General features: G+C 44.9%; 23 protein-coding genes and 1 pseudogene. 10 read left to right on the forward strand and 14 right to left on the reverse strand.

Going from position 1 to position 22,748, the window contains the following annotated elements; all coding sequences use genetic code 11:
* Positions 1–248, forward strand: a 248-nt coding sequence (locus E2K52_RS08200; RefSeq protein ID WP_151204673.1) for a disulfide bond formation protein B, incomplete at its 5' end; no start/stop codon positions are given.
* A gap of 34 nt (positions 249–282) precedes the next feature.
* Here the strand turns inward: E2K52_RS08200 and E2K52_RS08205 are convergent.
* Positions 283–1,614, reverse strand: a complete 1,332-nt coding sequence (locus E2K52_RS08205) for an alpha/beta hydrolase (RefSeq protein ID WP_151204674.1) — start codon at positions 1,612–1,614, stop codon at positions 283–285.
* A gap of 239 nt (positions 1,615–1,853) precedes the next feature.
* Between E2K52_RS08205 and E2K52_RS08210 the strand changes: the two genes are divergently transcribed.
* Together E2K52_RS08210 and parE are read left to right on the forward strand one after the other, a co-directional pair.
* On the forward strand, positions 1,854–2,447 hold the full coding sequence (locus tag E2K52_RS08210; RefSeq protein ID WP_151204675.1) for a YqiA/YcfP family alpha/beta fold hydrolase: 594 nt from the start codon (positions 1,854–1,856) through the stop codon (positions 2,445–2,447).
* Between the two features lies 1 nt (position 2,448).
* A complete protein-coding gene (gene parE, locus E2K52_RS08215) occupies positions 2,449–4,329 on the forward strand; it encodes a DNA topoisomerase IV subunit B (protein WP_151204676.1) in 1,881 nt (626 codons plus the stop codon).
* A 115-nt stretch (positions 4,330–4,444) separates the two neighbouring features.
* Here the strand turns inward: parE and E2K52_RS08220 are convergent, their stop codons facing one another.
* From E2K52_RS08220 to E2K52_RS08230, 3 genes are all read right to left on the reverse strand, one after another.
* Entirely contained in the window at positions 4,445–5,155 is a 711-nt protein-coding gene (locus E2K52_RS08220) for a phospholipase D family protein (protein ID WP_151204677.1), read from the reverse strand.
* A 62-nt stretch (positions 5,156–5,217) separates the two neighbouring features.
* Entirely contained in the window at positions 5,218–5,943 is a 726-nt protein-coding gene (locus E2K52_RS08225; RefSeq protein WP_151204678.1) for a hypothetical protein, read from the reverse strand.
* A 328-nt stretch (positions 5,944–6,271) separates the two neighbouring features.
* On the reverse strand, positions 6,272–6,997 hold the full coding sequence (locus E2K52_RS08230; RefSeq protein WP_151204679.1) for an outer membrane protein OmpK: 726 nt from the start codon (positions 6,995–6,997) through the stop codon (positions 6,272–6,274).
* 1,116 nt (positions 6,998–8,113) lie between these two features.
* Here E2K52_RS08230 and E2K52_RS08235 point away from each other — a divergent pair.
* From E2K52_RS08235 to dsbD, 4 genes are all read left to right on the forward strand, one after another.
* Entirely contained in the window at positions 8,114–8,470 is a 357-nt protein-coding gene (locus E2K52_RS08235) for an HPF/RaiA family ribosome-associated protein (RefSeq protein ID WP_151204680.1), read from the forward strand.
* Between the two features lie 127 nt (positions 8,471–8,597).
* Positions 8,598–9,140, forward strand: a complete 543-nt coding sequence (locus E2K52_RS08240) for an ankyrin repeat domain-containing protein (protein ID WP_151204681.1) — start codon at positions 8,598–8,600, stop codon at positions 9,138–9,140.
* Between the two features lie 23 nt (positions 9,141–9,163).
* Complete coding sequence (locus E2K52_RS08245) at positions 9,164–9,931, forward strand: transporter (protein ID WP_151204682.1); 768 nt, start codon at positions 9,164–9,166, stop codon at positions 9,929–9,931.
* Positions 9,932–9,949: 18 nt separating this feature from the next.
* A complete protein-coding gene (gene dsbD / locus E2K52_RS08250) occupies positions 9,950–11,779 on the forward strand; it encodes a protein-disulfide reductase DsbD (protein ID WP_151204692.1) in 1,830 nt (609 codons plus the stop codon).
* Positions 11,780–11,796: 17 nt separating this feature from the next.
* Here the strand turns inward: dsbD and E2K52_RS08255 are convergent, their stop codons facing one another.
* On the reverse strand, positions 11,797–12,996 hold the full coding sequence (locus E2K52_RS08255) for a GGDEF domain-containing protein (RefSeq protein WP_151204683.1): 1,200 nt from the start codon (positions 12,994–12,996) through the stop codon (positions 11,797–11,799).
* 263 nt (positions 12,997–13,259) lie between these two features.
* Here E2K52_RS08255 and E2K52_RS08260 point away from each other — a divergent pair, with 263 nt between their 5' ends.
* A complete protein-coding gene (locus tag E2K52_RS08260) occupies positions 13,260–13,829 on the forward strand; it encodes an FMN-dependent NADH-azoreductase (protein WP_151204684.1) in 570 nt (189 codons plus the stop codon).
* 58 nt (positions 13,830–13,887) lie between these two features.
* Here E2K52_RS08260 and E2K52_RS08265 read toward each other — a convergent pair whose 3' ends face one another.
* Entirely contained in the window at positions 13,888–14,799 is a 912-nt protein-coding gene (locus E2K52_RS08265; RefSeq protein ID WP_151204685.1) for an alpha/beta hydrolase, read from the reverse strand.
* A 155-nt stretch (positions 14,800–14,954) separates the two neighbouring features.
* On the opposite strand from E2K52_RS08265, the gene E2K52_RS08270 reads away from it, so the two are divergent.
* Complete coding sequence (locus E2K52_RS08270; protein ID WP_151204686.1) at positions 14,955–15,392, forward strand: DUF2147 domain-containing protein; 438 nt, start codon at positions 14,955–14,957, stop codon at positions 15,390–15,392.
* A 54-nt stretch (positions 15,393–15,446) separates the two neighbouring features.
* Here E2K52_RS08270 and E2K52_RS08275 read toward each other — a convergent pair whose 3' ends face one another.
* Together E2K52_RS08275 and E2K52_RS08280 are read right to left on the reverse strand one after the other, a co-directional pair.
* Entirely contained in the window at positions 15,447–15,809 is a 363-nt protein-coding gene (locus tag E2K52_RS08275) for a Spx/MgsR family RNA polymerase-binding regulatory protein (protein ID WP_151204693.1), read from the reverse strand.
* A 517-nt stretch (positions 15,810–16,326) separates the two neighbouring features.
* Entirely contained in the window at positions 16,327–17,145 is an 819-nt protein-coding gene (locus tag E2K52_RS08280) for an exodeoxyribonuclease III (protein WP_151204687.1), read from the reverse strand.
* 40 nt (positions 17,146–17,185) lie between these two features.
* Here E2K52_RS08280 and pyrE point away from each other — a divergent pair, with 40 nt between their 5' ends.
* Positions 17,186–17,836: an orotate phosphoribosyltransferase gene (gene pyrE / locus E2K52_RS08285; RefSeq protein WP_151204688.1), complete on the forward strand. Its 651-nt coding sequence runs from the start codon at positions 17,186–17,188 to the stop codon at positions 17,834–17,836.
* Positions 17,837–18,108: 272 nt separating this feature from the next.
* On the opposite strand, the gene E2K52_RS15705 is transcribed toward pyrE, so the two are convergent.
* The 6 genes and pseudogenes from E2K52_RS15705 to E2K52_RS08315 all read right to left on the reverse strand — a co-directional run.
* The gene (locus E2K52_RS15705; RefSeq protein ID WP_413772988.1) at positions 18,109–18,243 is read right to left on the reverse strand and encodes a hypothetical protein; all 135 of its coding nucleotides are present in this window, start codon (positions 18,241–18,243) and stop codon (positions 18,109–18,111) included.
* 52 nt (positions 18,244–18,295) lie between these two features.
* A pseudogene (locus tag E2K52_RS15710) lies at positions 18,296–18,508 on the reverse strand (heteromeric transposase endonuclease subunit TnsA); the annotation flags it as partial.
* A gap of 153 nt (positions 18,509–18,661) precedes the next feature.
* On the reverse strand, positions 18,662–20,500 hold the full coding sequence (glmS, locus tag E2K52_RS08300; protein WP_151204689.1) for a glutamine--fructose-6-phosphate transaminase (isomerizing): 1,839 nt from the start codon (positions 20,498–20,500) through the stop codon (positions 18,662–18,664).
* A gap of 11 nt (positions 20,501–20,511) precedes the next feature.
* The gene (glmU, locus tag E2K52_RS08305; RefSeq protein WP_151204690.1) at positions 20,512–21,876 is read right to left on the reverse strand and encodes a bifunctional UDP-N-acetylglucosamine diphosphorylase/glucosamine-1-phosphate N-acetyltransferase GlmU; all 1,365 of its coding nucleotides are present in this window, start codon (positions 21,874–21,876) and stop codon (positions 20,512–20,514) included.
* 19 nt (positions 21,877–21,895) lie between these two features.
* Positions 21,896–22,417 carry a phosphatidylglycerophosphatase A gene (locus tag E2K52_RS08310; RefSeq protein WP_151204691.1) on the reverse strand — a complete coding sequence of 174 codons (522 nt, stop codon included), beginning with the start codon at positions 22,415–22,417 and terminating at the stop codon, positions 21,896–21,898.
* The coding region (locus tag E2K52_RS08315; protein WP_264765939.1) for a thiamine-phosphate kinase at positions 22,395–22,748 on the reverse strand (354 nt) is incomplete at its 5' end. The genes E2K52_RS08315 and E2K52_RS08310, both read right to left, overlap by 23 nt.

The following is a 22,748-nucleotide window of genomic DNA, read 5'->3' on the forward strand; positions in this document are numbered from 1 at the left end:
CACCGGATAAGGTGCCGAGCTGTGGTCCCGGTCTGGAGTACTGGCTGGATACCCTGCCGATGAAGGCAGTATTGCAGCAGGTACTGAATGGTTCAGGGGAGTGTGCAGTGGTTGACTGGAGCTTTCTGGGGCAGTCCTTGCCGCTATGGTCACTGGTATTCTTCAGCGTATTATTACTGATTAGCCTGTGGCAGCTCTTGCGTAAATATCCGGCCAAGCCGCTAAAACGCCTGCGAGATCAATACTAAGCAATCTAAAAAGCCCTCATCAGAGGGCTTTTTTTCAGGTTAAGGCAATGCCTTCAATACTGTTCAGGTCGACCAGGTGCTGATAAATCTGGGTGCAATTCTCATCTTCCACACTTGGGTAAAACCAGCGTGCAATCTGTTCAGCCACCAAGGGATGGTATTGAATTTCAAAATGGTTCAGGCCATAGAAAATTGCCTTATGGGCATCTGGAACTTTCAGATCGTAGCGTGGATTTGGATGTTCTCCGAGCGCACTTTTGACGCTGACCAGATAGTCTCCAATCACATTACGGGTCTTGTTCTTGCGCTTTTCTAGTTCGATCGTTCCGGCCACCAGATAGGCATCGATATGTGAAGGAATCGGTGCCGGTTTGCGGTTGTCATCCATAAAGCCAATCCGTACCGGATTATGCTCCCAGTCATCATCGCGTACGCTGCCATAGCGCAAGTCCAGAATACCGTTGCTGCGAATATTGACGAGATGCCCGACAATTTTCACCAAAGGAAAATGTCCAAGTTTGTCTTGGAGGTTAAAACCGAAACGTTCCAGTACGGCCCCATGATGAGGGGAACCCAGACAGACCAGATTCTCGACCATGGGAATCCAGTCATGAACATTCTGCTTGCCATAAAACAGGGCACTTCGGGAGACCAGTCCCCCCATACTGTGGCCGATCAGATCAATGCTGGTAATCCCCGGATTACACTGGACAAGTTCCTGCAAGGTGTTGGCCAGACTGTGACCATTGGCAGAAATCCGTCGTCCGGTATTGTAGTGCAGATAGAGCATGGTATTGCGGTCACGTTGCGCCAGCAGTTTTTCACCAATTCCTTTATATTTGTGGTTGGACCAGTCCAGATGATTCATACAGAGTCCATGCACAAACAGGCTAATCCGTCCGGTCAGCTCACCTTGCTGTAAAGAACCATAATGATCATAAATGAGCATTGGCAGGGCCAGCGGATTCTGATGTTTTATCAAATAGTCACCAATAATACCGTTCAAGGCACTGACTAAAAAATGCAGGGTCGGAGTTAAAGGCCTATGATGCAATTTGGGAAAGTGTTCAATAATTTGACGCAAACCGGGTGCAATCAGAGTATTGCCATAATGAAAAATCATGTCATACGACGACTGGTATAGTCGGGCAATATAAGGGATATTTTGCAGGCTTTTGGCGTTCTGGTCACTAAGGCCAAACATGCTGAGTAAAATTTCACGCTGAATAGTTTTAATCAGTTCCTGGGCCACATCGTTCAGGCGCATGGTCACCAGCTGGGCCAGACCTTCCAGTACATCTGCCTGGCTGGGTGGCGTTCGATCCCATCGGCAGTAAGTTTCATGCAATGGTGTTAAACTGGGCATTTGCTTCTGTCCTTTTGATCAACCGTGTAGAGATCTCTTTCTTTTTAAAGTACTTCACGGTATAAATTCTTTTTCTGTAAAGAGTCTGAATCCTTTGCAATACTTTTAACATAGCGAGAATTACACAACATTCAGGGCTTTTTTGTCTGACAATTTAAGCAATTTCAGCTGAGAAAAATGCGAGGTATTTCACATTTTCCAGAGAAATTTCAATCATTGATCAATATGATTAAATACTGATGAATATTATTTATTTACATGGATTTCAGAGTGGAAGCCATTCCATTAAAGGACAGTTATTACTACAATTTTGTAAAAAATATCCTGAAATCACCATACATTTACCAGATTTAAATATGCCGCCCCAGGCTGCAGTTGAAAAGGTTTCGGAACTGATCCGCAGTTTGCCTCAGGTGGCACTGGTCGGCAGCAGTCTGGGCGGATTCTATGCGACATATCTAGTCGCAAAACATGCGGTTCCGGCTGTACTGATTAACCCGGCAATGCGACCATGGCAGCTATTTCGTGAACTGTTTCAGGCGGAGTTGCCCTATCCTGTGCATCCGAATTGGAGTCTGGATGTGGCAGATCTGGCACAGCTGGAGCAACTGGCGCTAAATCCTGCCCAAGATGCAGACAAAATGCTGGTGCTGCTGCAACAAGGCGATGAAGTTTTGGATTATCGTGAAGCACATCGTTATTATAGTGCTGCCCGTCCTCCGGCCATGTTAATGACAGAAGCCCATGGCAATCACGGGATGGATGATTTTGCGGAGAAAATTCCGCTGCTTTTACAGTTTTTATCCGACTGCGTCAAAAAGGAAACCGAATAACGTGTCTCAATATACGGCTCAATCTCTTGAAGTTTTATCTGGTCTGGATCCGGTGCGCCGTCGCCCGGGCATGTATACCGATACCTCGCGTCCGAACCATCTGGCGCAGGAAGTGATTGACAATGCGGTAGATGAGGCATTGGCCGGATATGCCAACAAGGTCACGGTGACGGTATATAAGGATGGCTCGCTGTCTGTAGAAGATAATGGTCGCGGAATGCCCGTGGATATTCATCCGGAATATGGCCAAAGCGGGATTGAAATCATTATGACCAAACTGCATGCCGGCGGTAAATTCAGCACCGATAATTATCAGTTCTCTGGCGGCCTGCATGGCGTGGGTATCTCTGTCGTCAATGCCTTGTCCAGCCGGATTGAAGTGTCAGTTCAGCGTCAGGGCAACCTGTATAAAATGGCCTTCGAAAAGGGTGAACCGATTGGCCCGCTTGAAGTGCTGAAAGGCAAAGCGCCCAAACGTGCATCGGGTACTACGGTACAATTCTGGCCAGAAGAAAAATATTTTGATTCTCCTAAATTTGCCCTGAAAGCCTTAAAACATAATCTAAAGGCCAAGGCAGTGTTGGCCGCTGGTCTGCAAATTAACTATATTGACCAGATTAATAACGAAAAAATCACCTGGCAGTTTGAAAACGGTCTGGTGGACTACTTGATGGATGAGCTGGAAGACCGTGAAATTATTCCGGCACCGGCCTTTGTTGCAATGGGGGAGGCAGAACGTGCCAGTGCCGAATTTGCAATTTGCTGGAATGTCGAAGGGGGAGACAGTATTCAGGAATCATACGTTAACCTGATTCCAACCGCGCAAGGCGGTACGCATGTGAATGGTTTGCGTTCCGGAGTGACCGATGCCATGCGTGAGTTCTGTGAGCTGCGTAATTTGCTGCCGCGTAATATGAAACTGTCGGCGGAAGATGTCTGGGACGGCGTAAACTATATCCTGTCCTTAAAATTCCAGGAGCCCCAGTTTTCAGGTCAGACCAAAGAGCGTCTGTCCAGTCGTGAAGCTGCCGGCATTGTGCAGAATATTGCCAAAGATGCCTTTGCCTTGTGGTTGCACCAAAACTCGGATATTGCCCTGCAATTGGCAGAAATGGCAATTTCCAAAGCCGGGCGTCGTTTAAAAGCGGCAAAGAAAGTAGAGCGTAAAAAGATTGTTGCTGGTCCGACCTTGCCAGGCAAATTGTCGGATTGTGTCGGCCATGAGCTGGATCAGTCGGAACTGTTTATTGTGGAAGGGGATTCGGCGGGTGGTTCAGCCAAGCAGGCACGTGACAAGAATTTTCAGGCCATCATGCCCATTCGCGGAAAAATTCTGAACACCTGGGAAGTATCCTCAGATGAAGTTCTGGCATCGCAGGAAGTGCACAATATTGCTATCGCAATTGGGGTAGATCCTGGCTCTGATGACTTGTCTGAGCTGCGTTATGGCAAAATCTGTATTCTGGCGGATGCTGACTCGGATGGTCTGCACATTGCTACTTTGCTGTGCGCATTGTTCGTGAAACATTTCCCGGTACTGGTCGAAGAGGGGCATCTATATGTGGCGATGCCGCCACTGTTCCGGATTGATGATGGTAAAGATGTGCACTATGCTCTGGATGAAGAAGAGCTGGAGGGCATCTTGAAAAAGTGTAAAACCAAGAATCCGCAGATTACCCGATTTAAAGGTCTGGGCGAGATGAACGCCAGCCAGCTACGGGAAACGACTTTAGATCCAAATACCCGCCGTCTGGTACAGCTGGATCTGGATGATGTGCATGTCACCGCAAGTTTACTGGATAAACTGCTGGCCAAAAAACGTTCGGGTGACCGTAAAGACTGGTTAGAGCAAAAAGGTAATCTGGCAGATATTGTGGTTTAGGATGCTGGCTTGAAAGCAAAAAAACCTCATCCGGAGAGTTTCAGTCGATTAGTTGACTGAACTTCTCCAGTTAGGGGGGTATTGTACCCCAATATATTTTTTAAAAACTCGTCAGTTAAATTTTGGTATGTTCATCCCATAAAAAATAAATACCAAATTGTCCTGTTCTAAACTCTCCACCCATCGCTTTGCCTGCATCGGTAAGGAAATGTTTTCCATTTTCTGTCAGATTTAAATATCCTTTATTGACTAAATTTTCAAACAGATCAGGTGTTTTTAAACCAAGTTTTGCGGCCAGTTTTGCAGTGGTCAGTTTGGGATAACCGCTGCTTTCCTCAGTTCTGACTTCGCTCTCAGCAAGTGGTACTGGTTCCGTCTTAATTTCATCTAGAGTAATCCGTACTTCATCACTAATACGAATAATACGTTGAGCTTCCTCATAAGCATCTTTAAAGACCTCTTGATCTTCATCTTTACGTACCAGAATCCCCATTTCATTATTATTGACCTGACTAAACTCATAGAGGTTCAAACTTGAAATAATACATTCTGATTCATTGATATAGCATTTTGCATGGAGATTTTTACAAAAGCTTAAACGTACATAATCCAGTTTTTGCAGCCATTTAATTTCATCGGGATGCAAATCACTTTTACCATAGATAATGCGAATATCAATTTTCAGCCGATCTTTATCCTCTAAGAGTTCTTTAATACGATCATTTAAACGCAAATAAGGGCTGATTAAAATTAAACGCTCTTTGGCATTTTTAATTAATTCTTCTAAAAAGAAATTCGTTGCACTGGTATTTAAAAACTTGGCCATGGACTCCCCTGATTATACTCAAATATTTATTTTGTATATTAAAATACAAAATAAAAGAAAAATTATTCTACTTTCAAATATACACCGCTGGCAGAGACATTATGCCCAAAGCCACACGCTGAATCTCCACTGTCTTGTTTTAAAATAAGCTGTTGCCCAGAGTGAGGATTAAAAGCAAAACTAAGCTCAATTTTACAGCCATCTTGCTGATAACGGGTCTGGGTGTGATGCCGTGGCATCATTGTTTTAAATTCACCTATATTGGGGCCATAAATCAGGCTGCCTAGACCCATATATAGACCATTAAATTGAATTTGATAAGATTGCTGATGGGGCTTTACCTCAATACTACTCCAGGCGCCAAAACCGGCATGGCGAACATATTTGCCTGTCAGACTGGAGTTTTTTTGAGGTGCAGGCAGCTGCTGCAGATTAAACTGGCTACTCTTGGCTTGAGGATAAATCGAAAACCAGGCTCGTGCCCACTGCGGCTTGGCCAGTTTGGCATAACTGAGTCCGACATTATTAAACGCCGTTGCAATGCTGCTTTCTGAAAAAGAAACACCACTTTCTGCGCTATGCATGTCACAGAATGCAGACCATGCCGCCTGTTGCTCAAATTGTTCAAGGGCTTTACTATATTGTTTCTGGTCATACAATCTCTTGCCCTTCGCTGCATAGTTTTTAACCTGGGCACATTCTGATCTGAGTTGAGTTTCAAAGCTGGAATCGGCAAAACTCAGGCCACTGAGAGAAAAGATACTCATGCAGATAAGCCATTTATTCATTGTGCTACTCAACTTGGTATTTATTTCAAATAAAACATAGCAGAAGTATCAAGTAAAGGCGGATTTTAAAATTTAGATTTTATACAGGCTTATTGAGTCTGAGCAGAAGAGATTTTTAAGTAATTCTAATCAGAAATGGTTGATCTCTGAATTTTTAATTGAATAGATTCAAGTTTACCAGGAAACATTAGGTAGTGTAACGCCGGTCTAACCGGATTTGGATCAAGTCAAAGCAGTTGCGGAGACCAGCACTTTAAAAAAACAGTTGATTTTTGCCATAAAAAAGCAGAACCCGGGTTCTGCTTTTTATGAGCTGCTTTTTTGGGGCTTAGAAGTGATATTTCACCAGCGCACTCACATTGTTTTCGTCTTGATCTTTAAGACCAAACTTATTGTTCCAAACAGAGTGTTCAATACCTACATATAAGCGTGTCTCTGGAGAAATGTGTTTGCCCGCATTCCATTTCCACTGTGTGGTCCAGTTGAGTTCACTCGCTTGAGCATCTTTTTCAGCAGTAGACCAGTCCAGGAAACCATCCACCAGGAAGTCTTCTGCTCCCAAGCTAAACGGTACGCCATAAGTGAAAGTCATTTGATAATCGTCTTTATTACCAAACACCTTTTCATTATTGGCACGATAAAAGTTTAAGCTTGCATATTGAAAATATGGAAGGTCAAGATCAAAACCTAAACCATACAGGAAGTTATCTGCATTGTCTGAGCCTTCCCACGTTGTGGAAATTAATACATCTTTCACAGGACCAAATGCAAGTTTCTGGCCACTTACTTCACTTAAACTTAAGCGTGGCGATAATTCAAAATAAGTGCTTTTAGCATCATCGCCCCCACGCATACGGTCCATAAAGAAAAACACATCTGCATATTTCACTTTAGCAGCGTATTCAACGGTTAGAGTGCTTTGCTGTTCGTCTACCGCTTCATAGTTTTCACCATAAAGACCGGTTACGCTAAAATCTTGCCAAACTGGTTTTGCTTGTGCCAAAGCAGCAGTTGAAGCCAAAGCACACAATGCCGCGATTTGTGTAAGTTTCATTTAAAATCTCTTCCCCCAAGAAAGCAGGTAAAGGATACAGATTAATAAGTAAAAATAAAGTTAAAATTGATCGATGACAGAAATATATTAAAAATCTTGCTTGGTCTCCTTGTGTGTTTTCTTATTACGGGTTCTTCAATACTTTCAAAAATAGGGACTAAATAGCTATGCTTAAAGAAATTTAAATGATCAGAAAATAGTAAGAGTCGGTTGAGCTGCTGCCAAAATTAAAGAAAATTTATATCCGTTTTGAATATTCTAGTTAAAGCATATTCAATAGTGAGTAATTGGCGGAGCGCAATAGAAGTGGGCACAGTCATCAGAAGCCATTTACCGCCTCTTTTCTATAATTAAAATCGGGATTTTCCCCCTGAGTTTGCCAAAAAATCTGGCTGATCCAAAGGCGAACATGTACCCTGATCAGATTAAACGGCGATGCTCTTCAGGCGGGAGATGAGAGGCACTGTGGTCAGTATTTCATCGGTTGAAGAGTAGGTGTCATCATTTTAGATGACATATAGCAGTGAAGAAAACCTGTTTCCGCTCTCAAAATGGGCGGTGCTCCTCCCTCGTACTGAACTCGAAACCGAAGGGGGGAAAACCAGCAATTAAAGCATACATGTTTATTGCTTCTATAGCGGAGGCCATCGTCACAACCCTATATGCTCCTAGGCTTAGAGAAAAAATATCAAAAGCGGGTAGCGGGGATCTACCGGATAATTCTCTGCATTTTCATCATCATTCGGAAGAAAATTTAGGCTGATTCTAAGTGGTCGGGATAAGCAATTTTCTCATTGGTCGAATCCAATCACGTGAATAAGATGGTGATGAACGAACTGGAAAGCGGCTTTATTTGACTAAGTAAGCACCTGTCACAATTAGTTATTCTTTTGCTAAAAAAACCAAAATAGCACTTGCATATTTTCTGGATAGAGCCGATATTCAAGGTATAAGGACATGATTCTGCAGACTCATAAAGGTGTTCATCCATTCAAAATGGAGGAGATATTCCAATCATTTGAAGAAGTGAAATGCGTTGCGATACAGCAAACCAGAAACGTGCCAAGATAAAAATTTTGCACTAAGAAAAGTTAAAAAGATTGAGGATGGTAATTTATGAATATCGAACTTCGTACAGATAAACACATTCAGAGTAGCGATCGTTTAATTAGTTATGTACGTGCAGAATTAAGTCAGGAATTCCAGCGCCACAGTGAGCGTATTACCCATTTTTCAGTCCATTTGAGTGATGAAAACGGTGCCAAAGGTGGTGATGACGATATCCGCTGCATGATCGAAGCACGTCCGGCAGGTCTAAAACCGGTGGTGGTGAATCATCGCGGTCATAATATTGATACCGCCATTCGTGGTGCCATTGACCGTTTAAAACGCAGTCTAGAGCATGTCATTGAGAAAAAAGATACCATACGTCCGGGTGCCCTAGAAATTAAAGAGATGGAAGACGAAGTCTGATCTGGAATCCTGAAAAAAAAGCCCTGCGGGGCTTTTTTTATATAAAATGAAAAATAGTTGGGGGAAAGACAACAAATTTTGCTTTCTTCGGCATAATAGGGAAAAACGAATTGAAGCGAGCTCCATCATGTTAACTGCGCAACAACAGCTTTTTGTGCAAGCCATCGAAGATTTAGATCTGGACCAGGTAACAAAACTCCTGGCGGATGGACTCAATCCGAATTTTATTGACCTTGAAAAAGGTCCAGTCATTTCGGTCTGGTCGGATGGACTGTTCAAATGGTGGGAAGACGTCTGTGAGGCTTATGAAGCAAATAGCCCGCTTTCACACGAAGAAAAACAGGCACGTCTGGATATTCATTTGCAGATTCTGGAAGCATTGATTCAGGCCAAAGTCAATTTACACCTGTGGGATGCTGAAGAAATTTATGGACCGCTCTGGGACGCAGCGAGTGCCGCCTGTGTTCCTGCAGTACAGCGCCTGCTGGATGAACAGGTCAATCCAAATACCAAAGATGAAGATGGGCAGACCATTTTGACCTCTATTAGCGATTTATTCTTTGATTGTGATTTCGATGAAATTAACTGGTCAGAGGCCCTTGAAGAAGAAAAACAGACTCTGCAACTGTTGCGTGACCACGGCGCAAAAATGACCAAAGAACTGAATTAAATTTGAATAAAGAGCCTAACCAGATGAAGACAACATTAACAACCTTGGGTTTCATTGCGCTGACCAGTGTCAGTGCCCAGCTTTTTGCTGAAGTCGAATTTGATCGTCCGGGTGAAGGTATGGGAGCCGGCACTGTTGCTGTGGGGCAGCTGGCATGGGAGCAGGGTTTGCCAACGCTGAACTATCGCGAGTCAATGGTGGAAGGAAGCAAGCTTAAAGAAACCACTTTAAATGCCGATATATTATTGCGTACAGGTTTAACCGATAGCCTGGAATTGCGTTTGGGCTGGGATGGACCGGCATGGAGCCAGCAGAAATGGAACGGACACACTGAAGAAAATGATGGGCTGGGAGATGTCAGCATTGGCCTGAAAAAAGCCATTGATCTGGACGATGACAAACTGAGCATGGCCGTGATGGCTGAAGCGCTTATTGCGACCGGCAATAAGGGGTTTAGCAATGAAGAAGATATGTATAGCCTGAGCTCGGCGGTGGCCTATCAATATAGTGATCTGGTCTCGACCTCTATCACCATGCGTTATGAATGGCAGGACTCAAACTGGGCTATTAGCGCAATTCCATCTGTAGATTATCAGTTTACGGATCGCTGGTCGGGTTATTCGGAATTGATTTATCGTAAGGCTGAAAGCCAAGCCAATGAATATGCACTCGGCACGGGCGTAATGTATGCCCTCAACGATCGGGTCCAGCTGGATGCCAGTGTGGGGGTAGATCTGGACGGGCAGGAAAACAGTTACTTCTCCGGTCTGGGTGTATCCTTTCTCTTTTGATCTATCGCACTCGGTATGATGCAACTTTCAGTAGTTCAGAAATGGAGCGCTTTATGTGCGCCTTTCCTGTTAGGCAGTGTACTGTTCAGTATGGCAGCTCAGGCCGAAACGGCGTTACTGTCACCTGAACAGGCCTTTCCTCTGAGTGTAGTCTCGGACAGTGCTGAGCAGGCGGAACTCAGCTGGGATATTCCTGAACACTATTATCTGTATCAGCACAAGATTGAAGTCCGACAGGGCAATCAGCCGCTAACATTGGAACTGCCACCCGCTGAAGAGATCTATGATGACAACTATGGGTATACCCAGGTTTATTATCAGCAGTTGAAATTTCAGATCCCGACTCAGTCCGGCCAGTCTTATCAGGTCAGCTGGCAAGGCTGTGCCCAGGATCGGCTGTGTTATCCACCGCAAACCGTGCAGTTTAAAACCAATCTTTCCGGTCTGGTGCAATATGACACCGCAGCTTCCCGGAACACACGTCTATTAGATTTAAACAGCTCTACAGCTGCCCAGAATCGTCTGCTTGATACTCTGGCTGATACTCAGCTACAACGCTCAGACCAATCTGATCCAGATATCGAAGAAGCTATAACCGCCCAAGACCAGAAGTGGTCAGTGCGTCTGGCAGAAAGCTCCTGGGCCTATGGTTTGCTGCTGTTTTTCGGTTTAGGGCTTTTACTGGCCTTTACCCCGTGTTCGTTGCCTATGCTCCCGATCCTGACCTCGTTGTTGGTCCGTGATAGCAAAGGCTTAAAAGCATGGATGATTGCCTTAACCTTTGTGGTTAGTATGGCCACCGTCTATGCTGTATTAGGTTTAATTGCCTCATCGGCCGGGCTGAACTTCCAACGCTGGCTACAGCAGCCGGGTACCCTGATTGCTTTTAGTGCTCTATTTGTGCTGTTTGCCCTAAACCTGTTTGGCCTGTTTGAAATTAAACTTCCGCAGCGCCTGATTCAGCGTCTGGATCAGGTTCAGGCCATGCAGCAGGGAGGGAACCTGATCAGTGCCGCAGTCATGGGCATTATCTCCGCCTTGCTGGTGGGGCCGTGTATGACAGCACCCCTGGCAGGAGCATTGCTGTTCATTTCCCAGACCCAGAGTCAATGGCAGGGTGCCTTGTTACTCTTTGGTCTCGGATTCGGTATGGGGACACCCTTACTGCTGGCCAGTATTCTGGGGGCCCGGATATTACCGCGTGCCGGACACTGGATGAATCAGATCAAGGTGCTATTTGCCTTTATCATGCTGGGGCTGGCGCTGTATTTTATACGCCCGCTGATTTCTGAAGCTATGTTGCAGGGGGTGTCACTGGGCTTAGGCATGGCCTTTATTGTCTATGTGCTGTGCCGTATTTTCTGGCAGCGTACTGGCCTGAGATGGTTATATATTTTGTGTCTAGTCGTCGTGCTGCCTTATCTGGCATATAGCCAATATCAACAGAGCCAGCGTTTTTTTGTTAAGCAGAGTCATAGCACTGCCACGTGGCAGGTGGCCAAAACAGCTGCCGAATTTGAATCCTTGTTAAAACAGATACCGCATGGCCAAAAGGTCATTATTGATGTCTATGCCGACTGGTGTGTGGCCTGTCAGCCGATCGAGCAGCGTGTTTTAAAATCAGCCACGGTACAGCAGGCACTGGCACCGTACGTGCTGATCAAACTCGATTTAAGCCAATATGATGCAGCCCATCAGTCGTTGTTTAATCAGTGGGAAATTCTGGGGCCACCGACCTATTTGTTTCTGGATGGCCAGCAGCAGGAAATCCGTGGTTTGCGTTTAACCGGGGCATTTAATGAAGCGGAATTATTGGCTCAGCTGAAACGTCTGGCACAATTCCATTAACCTGCTGGATTACCGTGTTAAGAATATAGCTCAAGTTCGGGTTGGGTCGATGTAATATAGGCTCTGACCTGATTCCGGCCTCTGGCTTTGGCCTGATACAGTGCCCGATCAGCCTGGCTGAGTAGCTGCTGCGGGCGCAATTCTGCTTGAGAAATCGCAATACCAAAACTGGCCGTGACAGGAATTTTGGTACCCTCATCACTTTGAATCTCAAGCTGCTGAATAGCAAGACGGCAACGTTCTGCAATCTGTTGCGCCATTTCAATATTGGTATCTTTAAGTACCAAAATAAACTCTTCACCACCAAAACGGCCTCCAACATCACTTTTACGTAATTGCTGGCTCAGTACGGCACTGACCTTTATCAGGGTTTCATCACCTTTGTGGTGACCATATTGATCATTAATTTTTTTAAAATGGTCCAAGTCCAGCAGGACCAAGGCATAGCTTAAACAGGCGCTATGATTTAATTTTTCCAGACATTGATTGATACTGCGCCGGTTAAACAGACTGGTTAAGGGATCAAGTTGGCTCAGGTGCTGAATCAGCCGTTCACGGTGCCGCCATTGGCTAAGCAGGATTTCAAACAGCATGGTGCAGATGGCCAGAATGGGTAACATAAAATACAGCATGGAGCCCAGCCAAAAGCCATTATCAAAAAACTTGCCCTGTATATTGAACAGGGGCGAATAGGGAATTTGATGACGAAAGCTCAGATAGGTGCAAACTGCCAGAAACAGAAATGCCGGTATCAATATGCTATAGATCAGGGCGCGATGAAACAGTACCAGACCCACTGTCATCAGGCACACACAGGCTAGGGTCGAAACCGGACTCATGACCCCCACCACATAAGCATCCCGGCAGAGGGAGATGACAAAAACACCGACCGTCAGATGAGGCAGATAGCGTTCAGCGCGCGCATGACCTTGCCACTTATAACAAGGATAGATCAGGGCGAGCAAAATCAGTAAAAAACTGCTGTCAAGGATGAGCTGTAAACGAATTAGTTTAATCTGTACATATTGCCAATATTCAGGATGAAACAGCACAAACAGGTCCCAACTAAGCCAGCTCAGATGGACAATGCAGCCCAGTACCAGCATCAAGATACATTTTTTTAAAATCCCCCAATTGATGACGACTTCATCTTCGATCAGATATTTTTTGATTCTCAGCCGCAGGATTTTTGCTAATAATCCTCTTATCTGCTTCATCTATTTCGCCTTAAACTTTATCGTTATTATGAAAGCGCTTTACTTTTTAGCATGGATATCTTTATAAAACTGACTATAACATAACTTAAAATTGATTAAAAAATTCCTGTTTTACCACAGAAAAGATAAAGCCACATTTGTCTGTATAGGCTTTTTGTTCCGTATTTGGAATGTTCTGTTTTATGGGCTGGGATTATCTCATTGTTGAAAAATCATTAAACTATGCCTATTTCTAGACAGACCAATTCATACAGGCAAAATAGATGCAAGTTTTACATATTGATTCAAGTATTTTAGGTGATGCTTCAATTTCCCGTCAGTTGAGTCAGGCCATTGTGAGCCAGTTGCAACAAAAGCATAAAGACACCTTACAGGTAGAGTATCTAGATCTGGCGACACAACCGATTCCTCATCTGACTGCCGAGATTCTGATGGGACAGGATGCAGAACAGGCGGCTCTGGGGGAAGCGATTTTGCAGCAGTATTTGCGTGCGGATATTATCGTGGTGGGAGCGGCAATGTATAATTTTGGCCTGCCTTCTACTTTAAAAGCCTGGATCGACCGTATCAGTGTGGCTGGGCGTAGTTTTAAATATACTGAAAATGGCCCGATTGGTTTGGCGGGTGACAAGAAAGTCTATATTGCCAGCAGCCGTGGGGGGATCTATGGTGAACAGAGTCCGGTTGACTTTCAGGAAGCATTCCTGAAAACCGTGTTTAATTTTACCGGGGTGAGTGATATTCAGGTGATTCGTGCCGAAGGCGTGAATATGGGCGATGCAAGCAAGCAGCAAGCTCTGGAGACTGCACACCAGATGATCAGCGCGCTCTAAGGCAGAAAATTGAAAAGGTCAGCCTGGGCTGACCTTTTTTATATCAGGATCTAAGAGCCTAGTCCTGATCCAGACGATGTGCAAAGTCTGCCAAGTCAGCCAGAGATTGTCGGGCTTCATCAAACCAGGCGCTAAACATCTGGAAGTTATGCCACATGCCCGTATAGATTTTAAACTCCACCTCGACATGGGCCTGCTCGGCCTTTTCTTTGAAACGGGTGGCGTCATCCAGCAAAATTTCCTTAGAACCGACCTGAATATGGATAGGAGGTAATCCGCTCAGCTCGGTAAAGTAAGGAGAAACGCCGGGATCACCTCGGTCTATGGCGCTGGGCACATAATATTCGATCCCGGTTTTAAGCGTTTCGATTGACAGCAAGGCATCATGTTTCTGGTTATACCGTAAAGATTCACTGCTTAGAGTCAAATCCAGCAGTGGAGAAAGCAGAATCAGTCCACTAACCTGCGGGCGATCTTCCTGTTTGATTTTTAAAGCGAGGGCCAAGGCCAGATTGGCGCCACACGAGTCACCGGACAGAATAATATCTTTGGGCTGAATTCCCTGATCAAGCAACAGGTTGTAAACATCATATAGCGCCTCAAGCGGCTCCGGATACGCCGACTCCGGTGCAAGCGGATAGTTCACATGCAAGACCTGCATCTGGGTACGGGCTGCAATCTGGGTCATAAAGGCCCGGTGGGTATTGAGTGAACCTAAATAGAATGCTCCTCCATGAATATGAAAAATCATCTGGGTCGATTGTTGCTGGGGTTTGATCTCTTCAGCACGTAAACCGGCCAGACGCAAGGAACGAATTTGTACAGACGGGTCTTGCGGGAACAGTTTGCATAGCTGTTCCAAGGCGATACGCAGCGAGCTAGGAGGAAGGTTCAGACGACTTGGCGCACGAATGGCGGCTTTTAAAAAACTTTCTGTAATGAGTTGTTTCGTGAGGGGACTCATCTTCATTATCCTTCCATATTTTTATGCTTTTATTCAAAATGAGATTATTTACCAACCTGATTTACAAGGTTACACTAAATAGTCACACGTAAAAATTGTAAAATTGTTGTGTCTTTTTAATACTAAATTGGTCTATCAACAGACTAGGGAAATGAAAAAAAATGAAAAAAATCGCGCTAACCTTAGGATTACTTGGCTTATCGGTATTGGCAAATGCCGCAGATCCTCTGAATGGTACCGTTTGGAAAACGATTGATGACAAAACTAAACAGCCAAAAGCCATGGTGAAGTTTACTGAACAGAAGAATGGTACTTTATCTGCCAGTATTCAATCGGTGTTGACTCCGGGTGAAGAGAATGCCTGTACAAAATGTGAAGGGCCTTATCATAACAAGTCATTAAAAGGCTTGACCATTGTGAAAGGTCTGAAAAATGTGGGTGGCACCAGCTATGAAGGTGGTTCTATTCTGGACCCACAATCTGGCAAAACCTATAAGCTAAAAGGCAATCTGGCGGAGGGCGGCAAGAAGCTGGAACTGCGTGGCTTTATGGGGATTTCTGCTTTGGGTCGTAACCAGACCTGGATTCGTGCAAACTAATCCATCCTGTATATGCAAAAAGCCTGACATCTGTCAGGCTTTTTTATATGCTGATTAATCCTGTTTTTCTTCAACTAGAGCGCGATAAGCAGCTTCGTCAAATCCGGCGATAAAGCCATCAGCAGTCTGTAAAATTGGTCTTTTAATTAAGCTGGTATGCGTGGTTAAGGCTTGCACCAGATGATCTTCACTGGCCAGTGCCGTTTGCTGCTCTTCTGCACTGAGTTTACGCCAGGTGGCGCCTTTTTTATTCAGCACCACGTCCTGACCGAGTGCATCCAACCAGCTTTTTACACATTCTGCAGCAATGCCCTGTTTTTTATAATCATGGAATTCATAGCTCAACCCCAGTTCATTGAGCAGATCAAAGGCTTTTTTCATTGAATTGCAGTTTTTAATACCATAAATTCTTAACATCATCATCACTCATTTAAAGTCTTGGACTAGCTTAACCAAATTTAGTCAAGCCGGCCATGGGGGGACTGCAAACAGGAGCATCCGTCTGGATAGGGAAATTTCGAATCGGGGCCAAGCTGTCATGAAACTGACATAAGGACGGGATAAAATTCTGGACAGAACAACAAGAAATAAAGTTTTAAATAAGAGAACAATCAGCGCATATATAAAAAAATTAAAACAACAATCAAGAATAAGAGTCACTATAATATGAGAAAACCCGCATCAATCATCCTGATTATGCGGGTCTCAGTATAACGTCCAATGTCACATCCATGAAAAACAAACTAAATTTGATGGTCTGTTTTATTTTCTTCCTACGGCTTCCTGTCCTTTATGTGTCATCCTGACATATCCCTGTGCCGTGCAGCTATCATGCTATGTTCTTAAACTCAAAGAAATCCAAGAAATACGTCATGGCATGTAAGCAATTCACCTTAATTGAGTAAACAATTGTTTACTCAATTCTCAAGCCTTTTTACAATTTGTAATCAATAATGACCGGTGCATGATCACTAAACCATTCATCTTTATAGACCCAGGCATTCACCGTACGGGTTTTCCAGTCCGGAGAACAGGCGTGGTAGTCAATCCGCCAGCCGACATTCTTGGCGCGGGCCTGACCACGATTCGACCACCAGGAATATAGCTCGGCTTCCTGGCGTACTTCACGGAAGGTATCTACATAGCCCAGTTCATCATAAATATGGTCCAGCCAGGCGCGTTCATGCGGTAAACAACCGGAAGATTTCTGGTTGCCCGACCAGTTTTTAATATCAATCCGTTTATGCACAATATTGTAATCCCCACAGACAATGACCGATTTATTTTCATCGCGCCATTGTTTCAGAATCTTTTGATATTCTTCTAAAAAGTGGTCTTTACGGGCCTGAGCTTCTTCACCCGATGAACCGGATGGCAGATAAAGCGAACAGATATATACAGTTTGTTCTAGGCCCAGATCGAATTCAGCGGTAATAAAACGGCCCTGTGAGTCTGCCAGTTCAAAACCCAGACCATCGGTGAGGGAGACGAAAGGCAGACGGCTATAAATGGCAGTGCCGGCATAGCCTGGACGCTCGGCTGGAAAGAGATGGGTGTACCAGCCTTCAGGCTTAAATTTATCGGTCCACTGAACATGGGTAATGCGGCTTTCCTGCATGCAAATCACATCGGCATCGGACTTTTCCATCCATTCCAGCAAACCCTTGCTTACAGAGGAACGTAAGCCGTTGACGTTAATTGAAACGACACGAAGAATTTTTTGATCACTTGGATAGCTACTCTTTGGTATCATGCGCAAGTCTTACCTTAATTAATGGATTCAGGAGCACCTCATGTCAACGCCAGCTCAGTTTAACCCGCAAGCTTTTATCGAACTCGCATTATCACGTGGTGTGCTTAAATTTGGTGAGTTTACTTTAAAATCGGGTCGTGTGAGCCCTTATTTTTTTAATGCCGGCTTGTTAAATGATGGCGAAGCCTTGTCTCTCTTGGCATCGGGCTATGCAGCCAAGCTGATGCAGTGTGAACAGGTCGAAGTGGTTTTTGGTCCGGCATATAAAGGTATTCCATTTGTTGCTGCAACTGCGGTCGCACTGTCGCAAAATCATGGTGTGAGTATACCTTGGGGTTTTAACCGTAAAGAAGCTAAAGATCACGGTGAAGGTGGCGTATTGGTCGGAGCTTCGGTTGAAGGTAAAAAAGTCTGGATTATTGATGATGTGATTACTGCCGGAACTGCGATCCGTGAAGTAGTCACTATTCTGAAAAATGCTGGTGCACAAATTGCCGGGGTACTGGTTGCGTTAGATCGTCAGGAAAAAGGTCAGGGCGAACTTTCTGCAATCCAAGAAGTACAGAAAGAACTTGAGATTCCAGTACATGCACTGATCACCATGAAAGACTTGATGGATTATCTGGATGGCAAAGGCGAGCAGGAAGCACTGGCAAAAATGGAAGCCTATCGCGTTAAATACGGTATTTAAACCGGTATAGCTAACAGTGGATAAGGAAGCTCAGGCTTCCTTTTTTATGACTTTAAAGCAGCCAGAACGCCTGATTGTCTCACTATCCATGAAAACCTAGACAATTTCGCTGGCCAAAAAAATCGTATCTGTCGACTTGATTGGCATACTCTGAGCAAAAAAGAGTTAAGGAGAATTATCATTTTAAATGGGGGCATCGGATAAAAACATGGACTATTTATAGCTTTTTATTGGTTTAACTGTAGAGACCCTCTTTCTTTTAATTTCTTTAGTCAACCCAAAAGCTGAACCGCTTCAACAGATAGTCGCTTATCTCCGGCCGTTACTCCAACAGTACCCGTTCGTCCAGGAAACAGGTCTTTAATTTGTTCCCACTGATTATCTCTTAATACATAGCGTTTACTCATAAAAGTATAGTGGGCACAAGGTGATTTTCTCAAGTTAATTGATGACACGCCTTAGTAAGAGAAAAGTGGACAGTTCTAGATCAGAGAGCAGGTGATGAGTTCTTTGGCTTTTATGACCAAAAACTCGGTGAGATCGACCTTCTGAACTCACATCTCGAATTGTGAGCCAAGGCTTATAGCTATTTCCAAAACCCTGTCCTCGTCCTTCTTTAATCCATTTTTGAATTTTGAGTTCATGATTTTGTGTGTTCTTAAAATTAGCCATAAAAAAATCCACACAGCATGCTGTTTAGAGCATAGCTTGTGTGGGTTTTTTTAAGCAATTCAGTATTACACTTTATTACTCAGTATGAGACTTTATTACTTAGTATGAAACTTTATTAATCTCATACAATAACCAGCCTTGCTTCAATTCTGATTATTCTACAGTCACTGATTTTGCCAGGTTACGTGGTTGATCTACATCCGTACCCCGCAGGACGGCTACATGATAAGACAGCAACTGAACCGGAATGCTATAGACAATAGGGGCTAAAAGTGGATCTATTTCAGGAATATGCACCACATGCTGGCGTTCTTTGGCCTTGATGCCGCTATGCTCATCAGCAAAGACAAATAACTCGCCACCACGTGCCTGAACTTCTTCCATATTGGATTTTAATTTGTCCAGCATGTCATCCTGCGGTGCCAGAATGACCACAGGCATATCATTATCCACCAGTGCCAGCGGGCCATGTTTCAGTTCACCTGCTGCATAACCTTCTGCATGAATATAGGAAATTTCTTTCAGTTTCAACGCACCTTCAAGCGCGATCGGGAAATGCGTCCCACGGCCGAGGAACAGACAATGGTTTTTTTCTACAAACAGTTCAGACAGGCGCAGAATTTCATCATCATAACGCAGGGTGTCCAGAATCACTTTAGGAGTATGCCAGAGCCCGGTCGTAATCGCGGTAACCTGTTCCGTTGAAATCGTGTTTTTGACAGTACCGATTTTCAGTACCAGCAACATCAATGCAGTCAACTGGGTGGTAAAAGCTTTGGTCGATGCGACCCCAATTTCAGGTCCTGCCAGGGTCAGCAAGCTGTGCTCAGTTTCACGTACCATCGACGATGTAGCCACGTTACAGATGGTCATTGTGCTGATGTCTAAACCTTTGGCCTGAGCGCGTTTTTGCGTATCGCGTAAGGCCGCCAGGGTATCTGCGGTTTCACCGGACTGAGAAATACAGACATACAGGGTGTGGTTTACAATCACTGGCGTGCGGTAACGGAATTCACTGGCAATTTCAACCTGACAAGGCAGGCCGATCAGCTGCTCAAACCAGTATTTGGCAATCATACCGGCATGGTAGCTGGTCCCGCAGGCAATGATCTGAATCTGCTGGATCTTGGAAAAATCCTGCTCTGCACTAACCAGAAAGTCTTCACGCAGGGCATTTCCATTGAGTGCTTGGGAAATGGTTTGCTGGATGGCTTCAGGCTGCTCATAAATTTCTTTGAGCATATAGTGCTTGTATTCGCCTTTAGAGGCATTACTCACCGCAGCATCCAGTTCCTTCACCGGACGCTCAACCAGTTGACCATCCACAAACACTTCAATCGTGCTACGAGTCAAACGGGCAATATCCCCTTCTTCCAGGTAGATAAAGCGGTTGGTAATTGGCAGCAGGGCCAACTGGTCAGAACTGATAAAGTTTTCACCAATTCCAACCCCAATCACCAGTGGTGAGCCTTCACGCACCGTGATTAACTCATCCGGATGATCGGTATGAACAATACCCAGTGCATACGCGCCTTTTAGTTGTGGCACCACCTGTTTTACCGCTTCCAGTAAAATCGGGGTCGATTTCAGTGCATCATTGACCAGATGGGCAACGACTTCAGTGTCGGTCTGTGAAGTGAATACATAACCTAGAGCTTCAAGGTCATCTTTCAGCTCTTGATAGTTCTCGATAATGCCGTTATGTACCACGGCCACATTGCCGGAGATATGCGGATGGGCATTATTCTCAGTCGGCTTGCCATGTGTGGCCCAACGGGTATGGGCAATCCCGAGCGAACCAATAATCTGTGATTCATTGACTGCATTTTCAAGGTTGGCAACCTTGCCGACACGACGTTCACGTAGAACCTGATTCTGGTTAATCAGGGCTAAGCCGGCTGAGTCATAGCCACGGTATTCAAGACGTTTCAGGCCTTCAATTAAAATATTGGTAATGCTGCGTTCCGCAATGCCACCGACGATACCACACATAATATTTCCCCTTATTTCTTGATCTTTTGCGGACGTGGATAATTTTCTTTGGCAAATTGCTTGGAACGTTCCACCGCTAAACTGTTCTCTGCCACATCACGGGTAATGGTTGAGCCTGCACCGACAGTGGCACCGTTGCCAATCTGTACCGGAGCAACCAAGGAGCTGTTGGAACCAATAAAGGCATTATCTCCAATGATGGTTTTAAATTTATTGGCGCCGTCGTAGTTGCAGGTAATGGTACCGGCACCAATATTAGAACCACTGCCGATTTCGGCATCACCTAAGTAGGTGAAATGATTGGCCTTGGAACCTAGGCCAATACTTGAATTTTTGACTTCGACAAAGTTGCCAATATGTACGTCATTGGCCAGTTTCGCCCCTGGACGTAAACGTGCAAAGGGACCAATCTGTGCATCTTCACCGACAACAGCCTGATCAAATACGCTATATGGCTGTACTTTGGTGCCCGCAGCAATTTTGGTATTTTTAATCACACAGCCTGCACCAATTTCAACCTGGTCACCGAGTTCGCAATCACCTTCGATAATCACGTTGATATCAATTTTTACATCCTTGCCGACCGTCAAATGGCCGCGTAGGTCAAAACGATTGGGATCAATCAGATGAACACCTTGCTGCATCAGCTGCTTGGCTTGATACGCCTGGAACTGGCGCTCCAGGGCAGCCAGTTGTACGCGGTCATTGACGCCTTCGACTTCAAAAGCCAGCTCAGGTTCTACCGAGGCCACCTGCATGCCATCGGCCAGCGCCATCGCCACGATATCCGTCAGGTAATATTCGCCTTGTGCATTATCATTGCTTAAACGTGGCAGCCATTCATGCAATTTGGCATTGCTAACAGCATAAATCCCGGTATTGATTTCCTTAATTTGGCGCTGTGCGTCAGTCGCGTCTTTATGTTCAACAATCGCTTGAATCTGGCCATCTTTACGGACAATACGACCATAACCTGTTGCATCTGGCAAGGTTAAGGTTACCAGGCCAATGCCTGTCTCTTGGGTAGCATTCAGCAGGTTTTGCAAGGTAGCTGGCCTAATACAAGGCACATCACCAGAGAGAATCAGCGAAATGCCATCCTGTGGCAAGACCGGTAACGTCATTTGTACCGCATGACCGGTACCCAGCTGTTCCGCCTGTTCCACCCATTGGATAGCTTGATCTGCAAATGCAGTTTGGACACGATCACCGCCATGTCCATAAATGGTAATAATATTATTAGCATTCAGCTTTTTCGCCGTTTCGATCACATGACCAAGTAAGGGGCGTCCTGCAAGAGGTTGTAATACTTTGGGTAAATGAGAGCGCATACGCGTTCCTTTACCTGCAGCAAGAATAATGACAGTCGTTGACATGTTCTCATCCTAAATGTAGCTAGGCCATGGTAAAATAAAGATAAATCAGAATACAGAGAGCTGCCCAAAGGCCGGCAATAATATCATCCAGCATGATGCCGAATCCCCCGCCAACTTGGCGGTCAATGACCCGGATTGGCCAAGGTTTCCAGACATCAAACAAACGGAACAGGGCAAAGCCAACCAGAAGCCACAGCCAGTTCATCTGCCCCATATAGAGAACGGGTAGAAACGTGATGGATTGCCCAGCAAATTCGTCCCAGACAATCCGGCCATCATCATGTACACCCATCAGCTCAGCGGTTTTGCCACAGATATAGATGCCAATCAGTGACATGATCACCATGGCAAAAAGGCTATTTAAAAAACCCAGAGAGAGCCAGAACGGCACAAATAACAGCGCAAAAGCTGAGCCAAACGTCCCCGGCGCTTTCGGTGCCAGGCCAGAACCAAAGCCCACTCCACTAAATACAATCAATCGGTCCTTCCAGGACATCGCTTTAAAATTTATTGCAGGTTTATGCAAAATGTTGATACCCATTAAATTGAAGCAAATGATCTATGCCATTTTTTTCAAAAGTTAAACCGAGTGAAGAATGAACAGTGCCGATTATACTAATCGAAACATCAATTTGTTTTTGCAATAATTTTTCATAATTTTGCGGACTTATTGTAAAGCATAATTCATAATCATCGCCACCGGCGAGCGCATATTGCCATTTTTGCTCATCACGCAAGGCGTGCAGGGCAGGGCTGAGCGGGAGCTTATCCAGTGCCAGGGTTGCACCCACTTGAGAAGCTTGAAGAATATGTCCCAGATCTTGAGCCAGGCCATCCGAAACATCAATCATGCTATGTGCCAGGCCTTTTAA

This window comes from Acinetobacter sp. RF14B, from assembly GCF_006864105.1.
Lineage (GTDB): Bacteria > Pseudomonadota > Gammaproteobacteria > Pseudomonadales > Moraxellaceae > Acinetobacter > Acinetobacter lwoffii_C.

Coding starts and splice junctions, on each gene's coding strand:
- E2K52_RS08205 (WP_151204674.1), bottom strand. CDS start 1,614: ATGCCCAGTTTAACACCATTGCATGAAACTTACTGCCGATGGGATCGA.
- E2K52_RS08210 (WP_151204675.1), top strand. CDS start 1,854: ATGAATATTATTTATTTACATGGATTTCAGAGTGGAAGCCATTCCATT.
- E2K52_RS08220 (WP_151204677.1), bottom strand. CDS start 5,155: ATGGCCAAGTTTTTAAATACCAGTGCAACGAATTTCTTTTTAGAAGAA.
- E2K52_RS08225 (WP_151204678.1), bottom strand. CDS start 5,943: ATGAATAAATGGCTTATCTGCATGAGTATCTTTTCTCTCAGTGGCCTG.
- E2K52_RS08230 (WP_151204679.1), bottom strand. CDS start 6,997: ATGAAACTTACACAAATCGCGGCATTGTGTGCTTTGGCTTCAACTGCT.
- E2K52_RS08235 (WP_151204680.1), top strand. CDS start 8,114: ATGAATATCGAACTTCGTACAGATAAACACATTCAGAGTAGCGATCGT.
- E2K52_RS08240 (WP_151204681.1), top strand. CDS start 8,598: ATGTTAACTGCGCAACAACAGCTTTTTGTGCAAGCCATCGAAGATTTA.
- E2K52_RS08245 (WP_151204682.1), top strand. CDS start 9,164: ATGAAGACAACATTAACAACCTTGGGTTTCATTGCGCTGACCAGTGTC.
- dsbD (WP_151204692.1), top strand. CDS start 9,950: ATGCAACTTTCAGTAGTTCAGAAATGGAGCGCTTTATGTGCGCCTTTC.
- E2K52_RS08255 (WP_151204683.1), bottom strand. CDS start 12,996: ATGAAGCAGATAAGAGGATTATTAGCAAAAATCCTGCGGCTGAGAATC.
- E2K52_RS08260 (WP_151204684.1), top strand. CDS start 13,260: ATGCAAGTTTTACATATTGATTCAAGTATTTTAGGTGATGCTTCAATT.
- E2K52_RS08265 (WP_151204685.1), bottom strand. CDS start 14,799: ATGAAGATGAGTCCCCTCACGAAACAACTCATTACAGAAAGTTTTTTA.
- E2K52_RS08270 (WP_151204686.1), top strand. CDS start 14,955: ATGAAAAAAATCGCGCTAACCTTAGGATTACTTGGCTTATCGGTATTG.
- E2K52_RS08275 (WP_151204693.1), bottom strand. CDS start 15,809: ATGTTAAGAATTTATGGTATTAAAAACTGCAATTCAATGAAAAAAGCC.
- E2K52_RS08280 (WP_151204687.1), bottom strand. CDS start 17,145: ATGATACCAAAGAGTAGCTATCCAAGTGATCAAAAAATTCTTCGTGTC.
- pyrE (WP_151204688.1), top strand. CDS start 17,186: ATGTCAACGCCAGCTCAGTTTAACCCGCAAGCTTTTATCGAACTCGCA.
- E2K52_RS15705 (WP_413772988.1), bottom strand. CDS start 18,243: ATGAGTAAACGCTATGTATTAAGAGATAATCAGTGGGAACAAATTAAA.
- glmS (WP_151204689.1), bottom strand. CDS start 20,500: ATGTGTGGTATCGTCGGTGGCATTGCGGAACGCAGCATTACCAATATT.
- glmU (WP_151204690.1), bottom strand. CDS start 21,876: ATGTCAACGACTGTCATTATTCTTGCTGCAGGTAAAGGAACGCGTATG.
- E2K52_RS08310 (WP_151204691.1), bottom strand. CDS start 22,417: ATGGGTATCAACATTTTGCATAAACCTGCAATAAATTTTAAAGCGATG.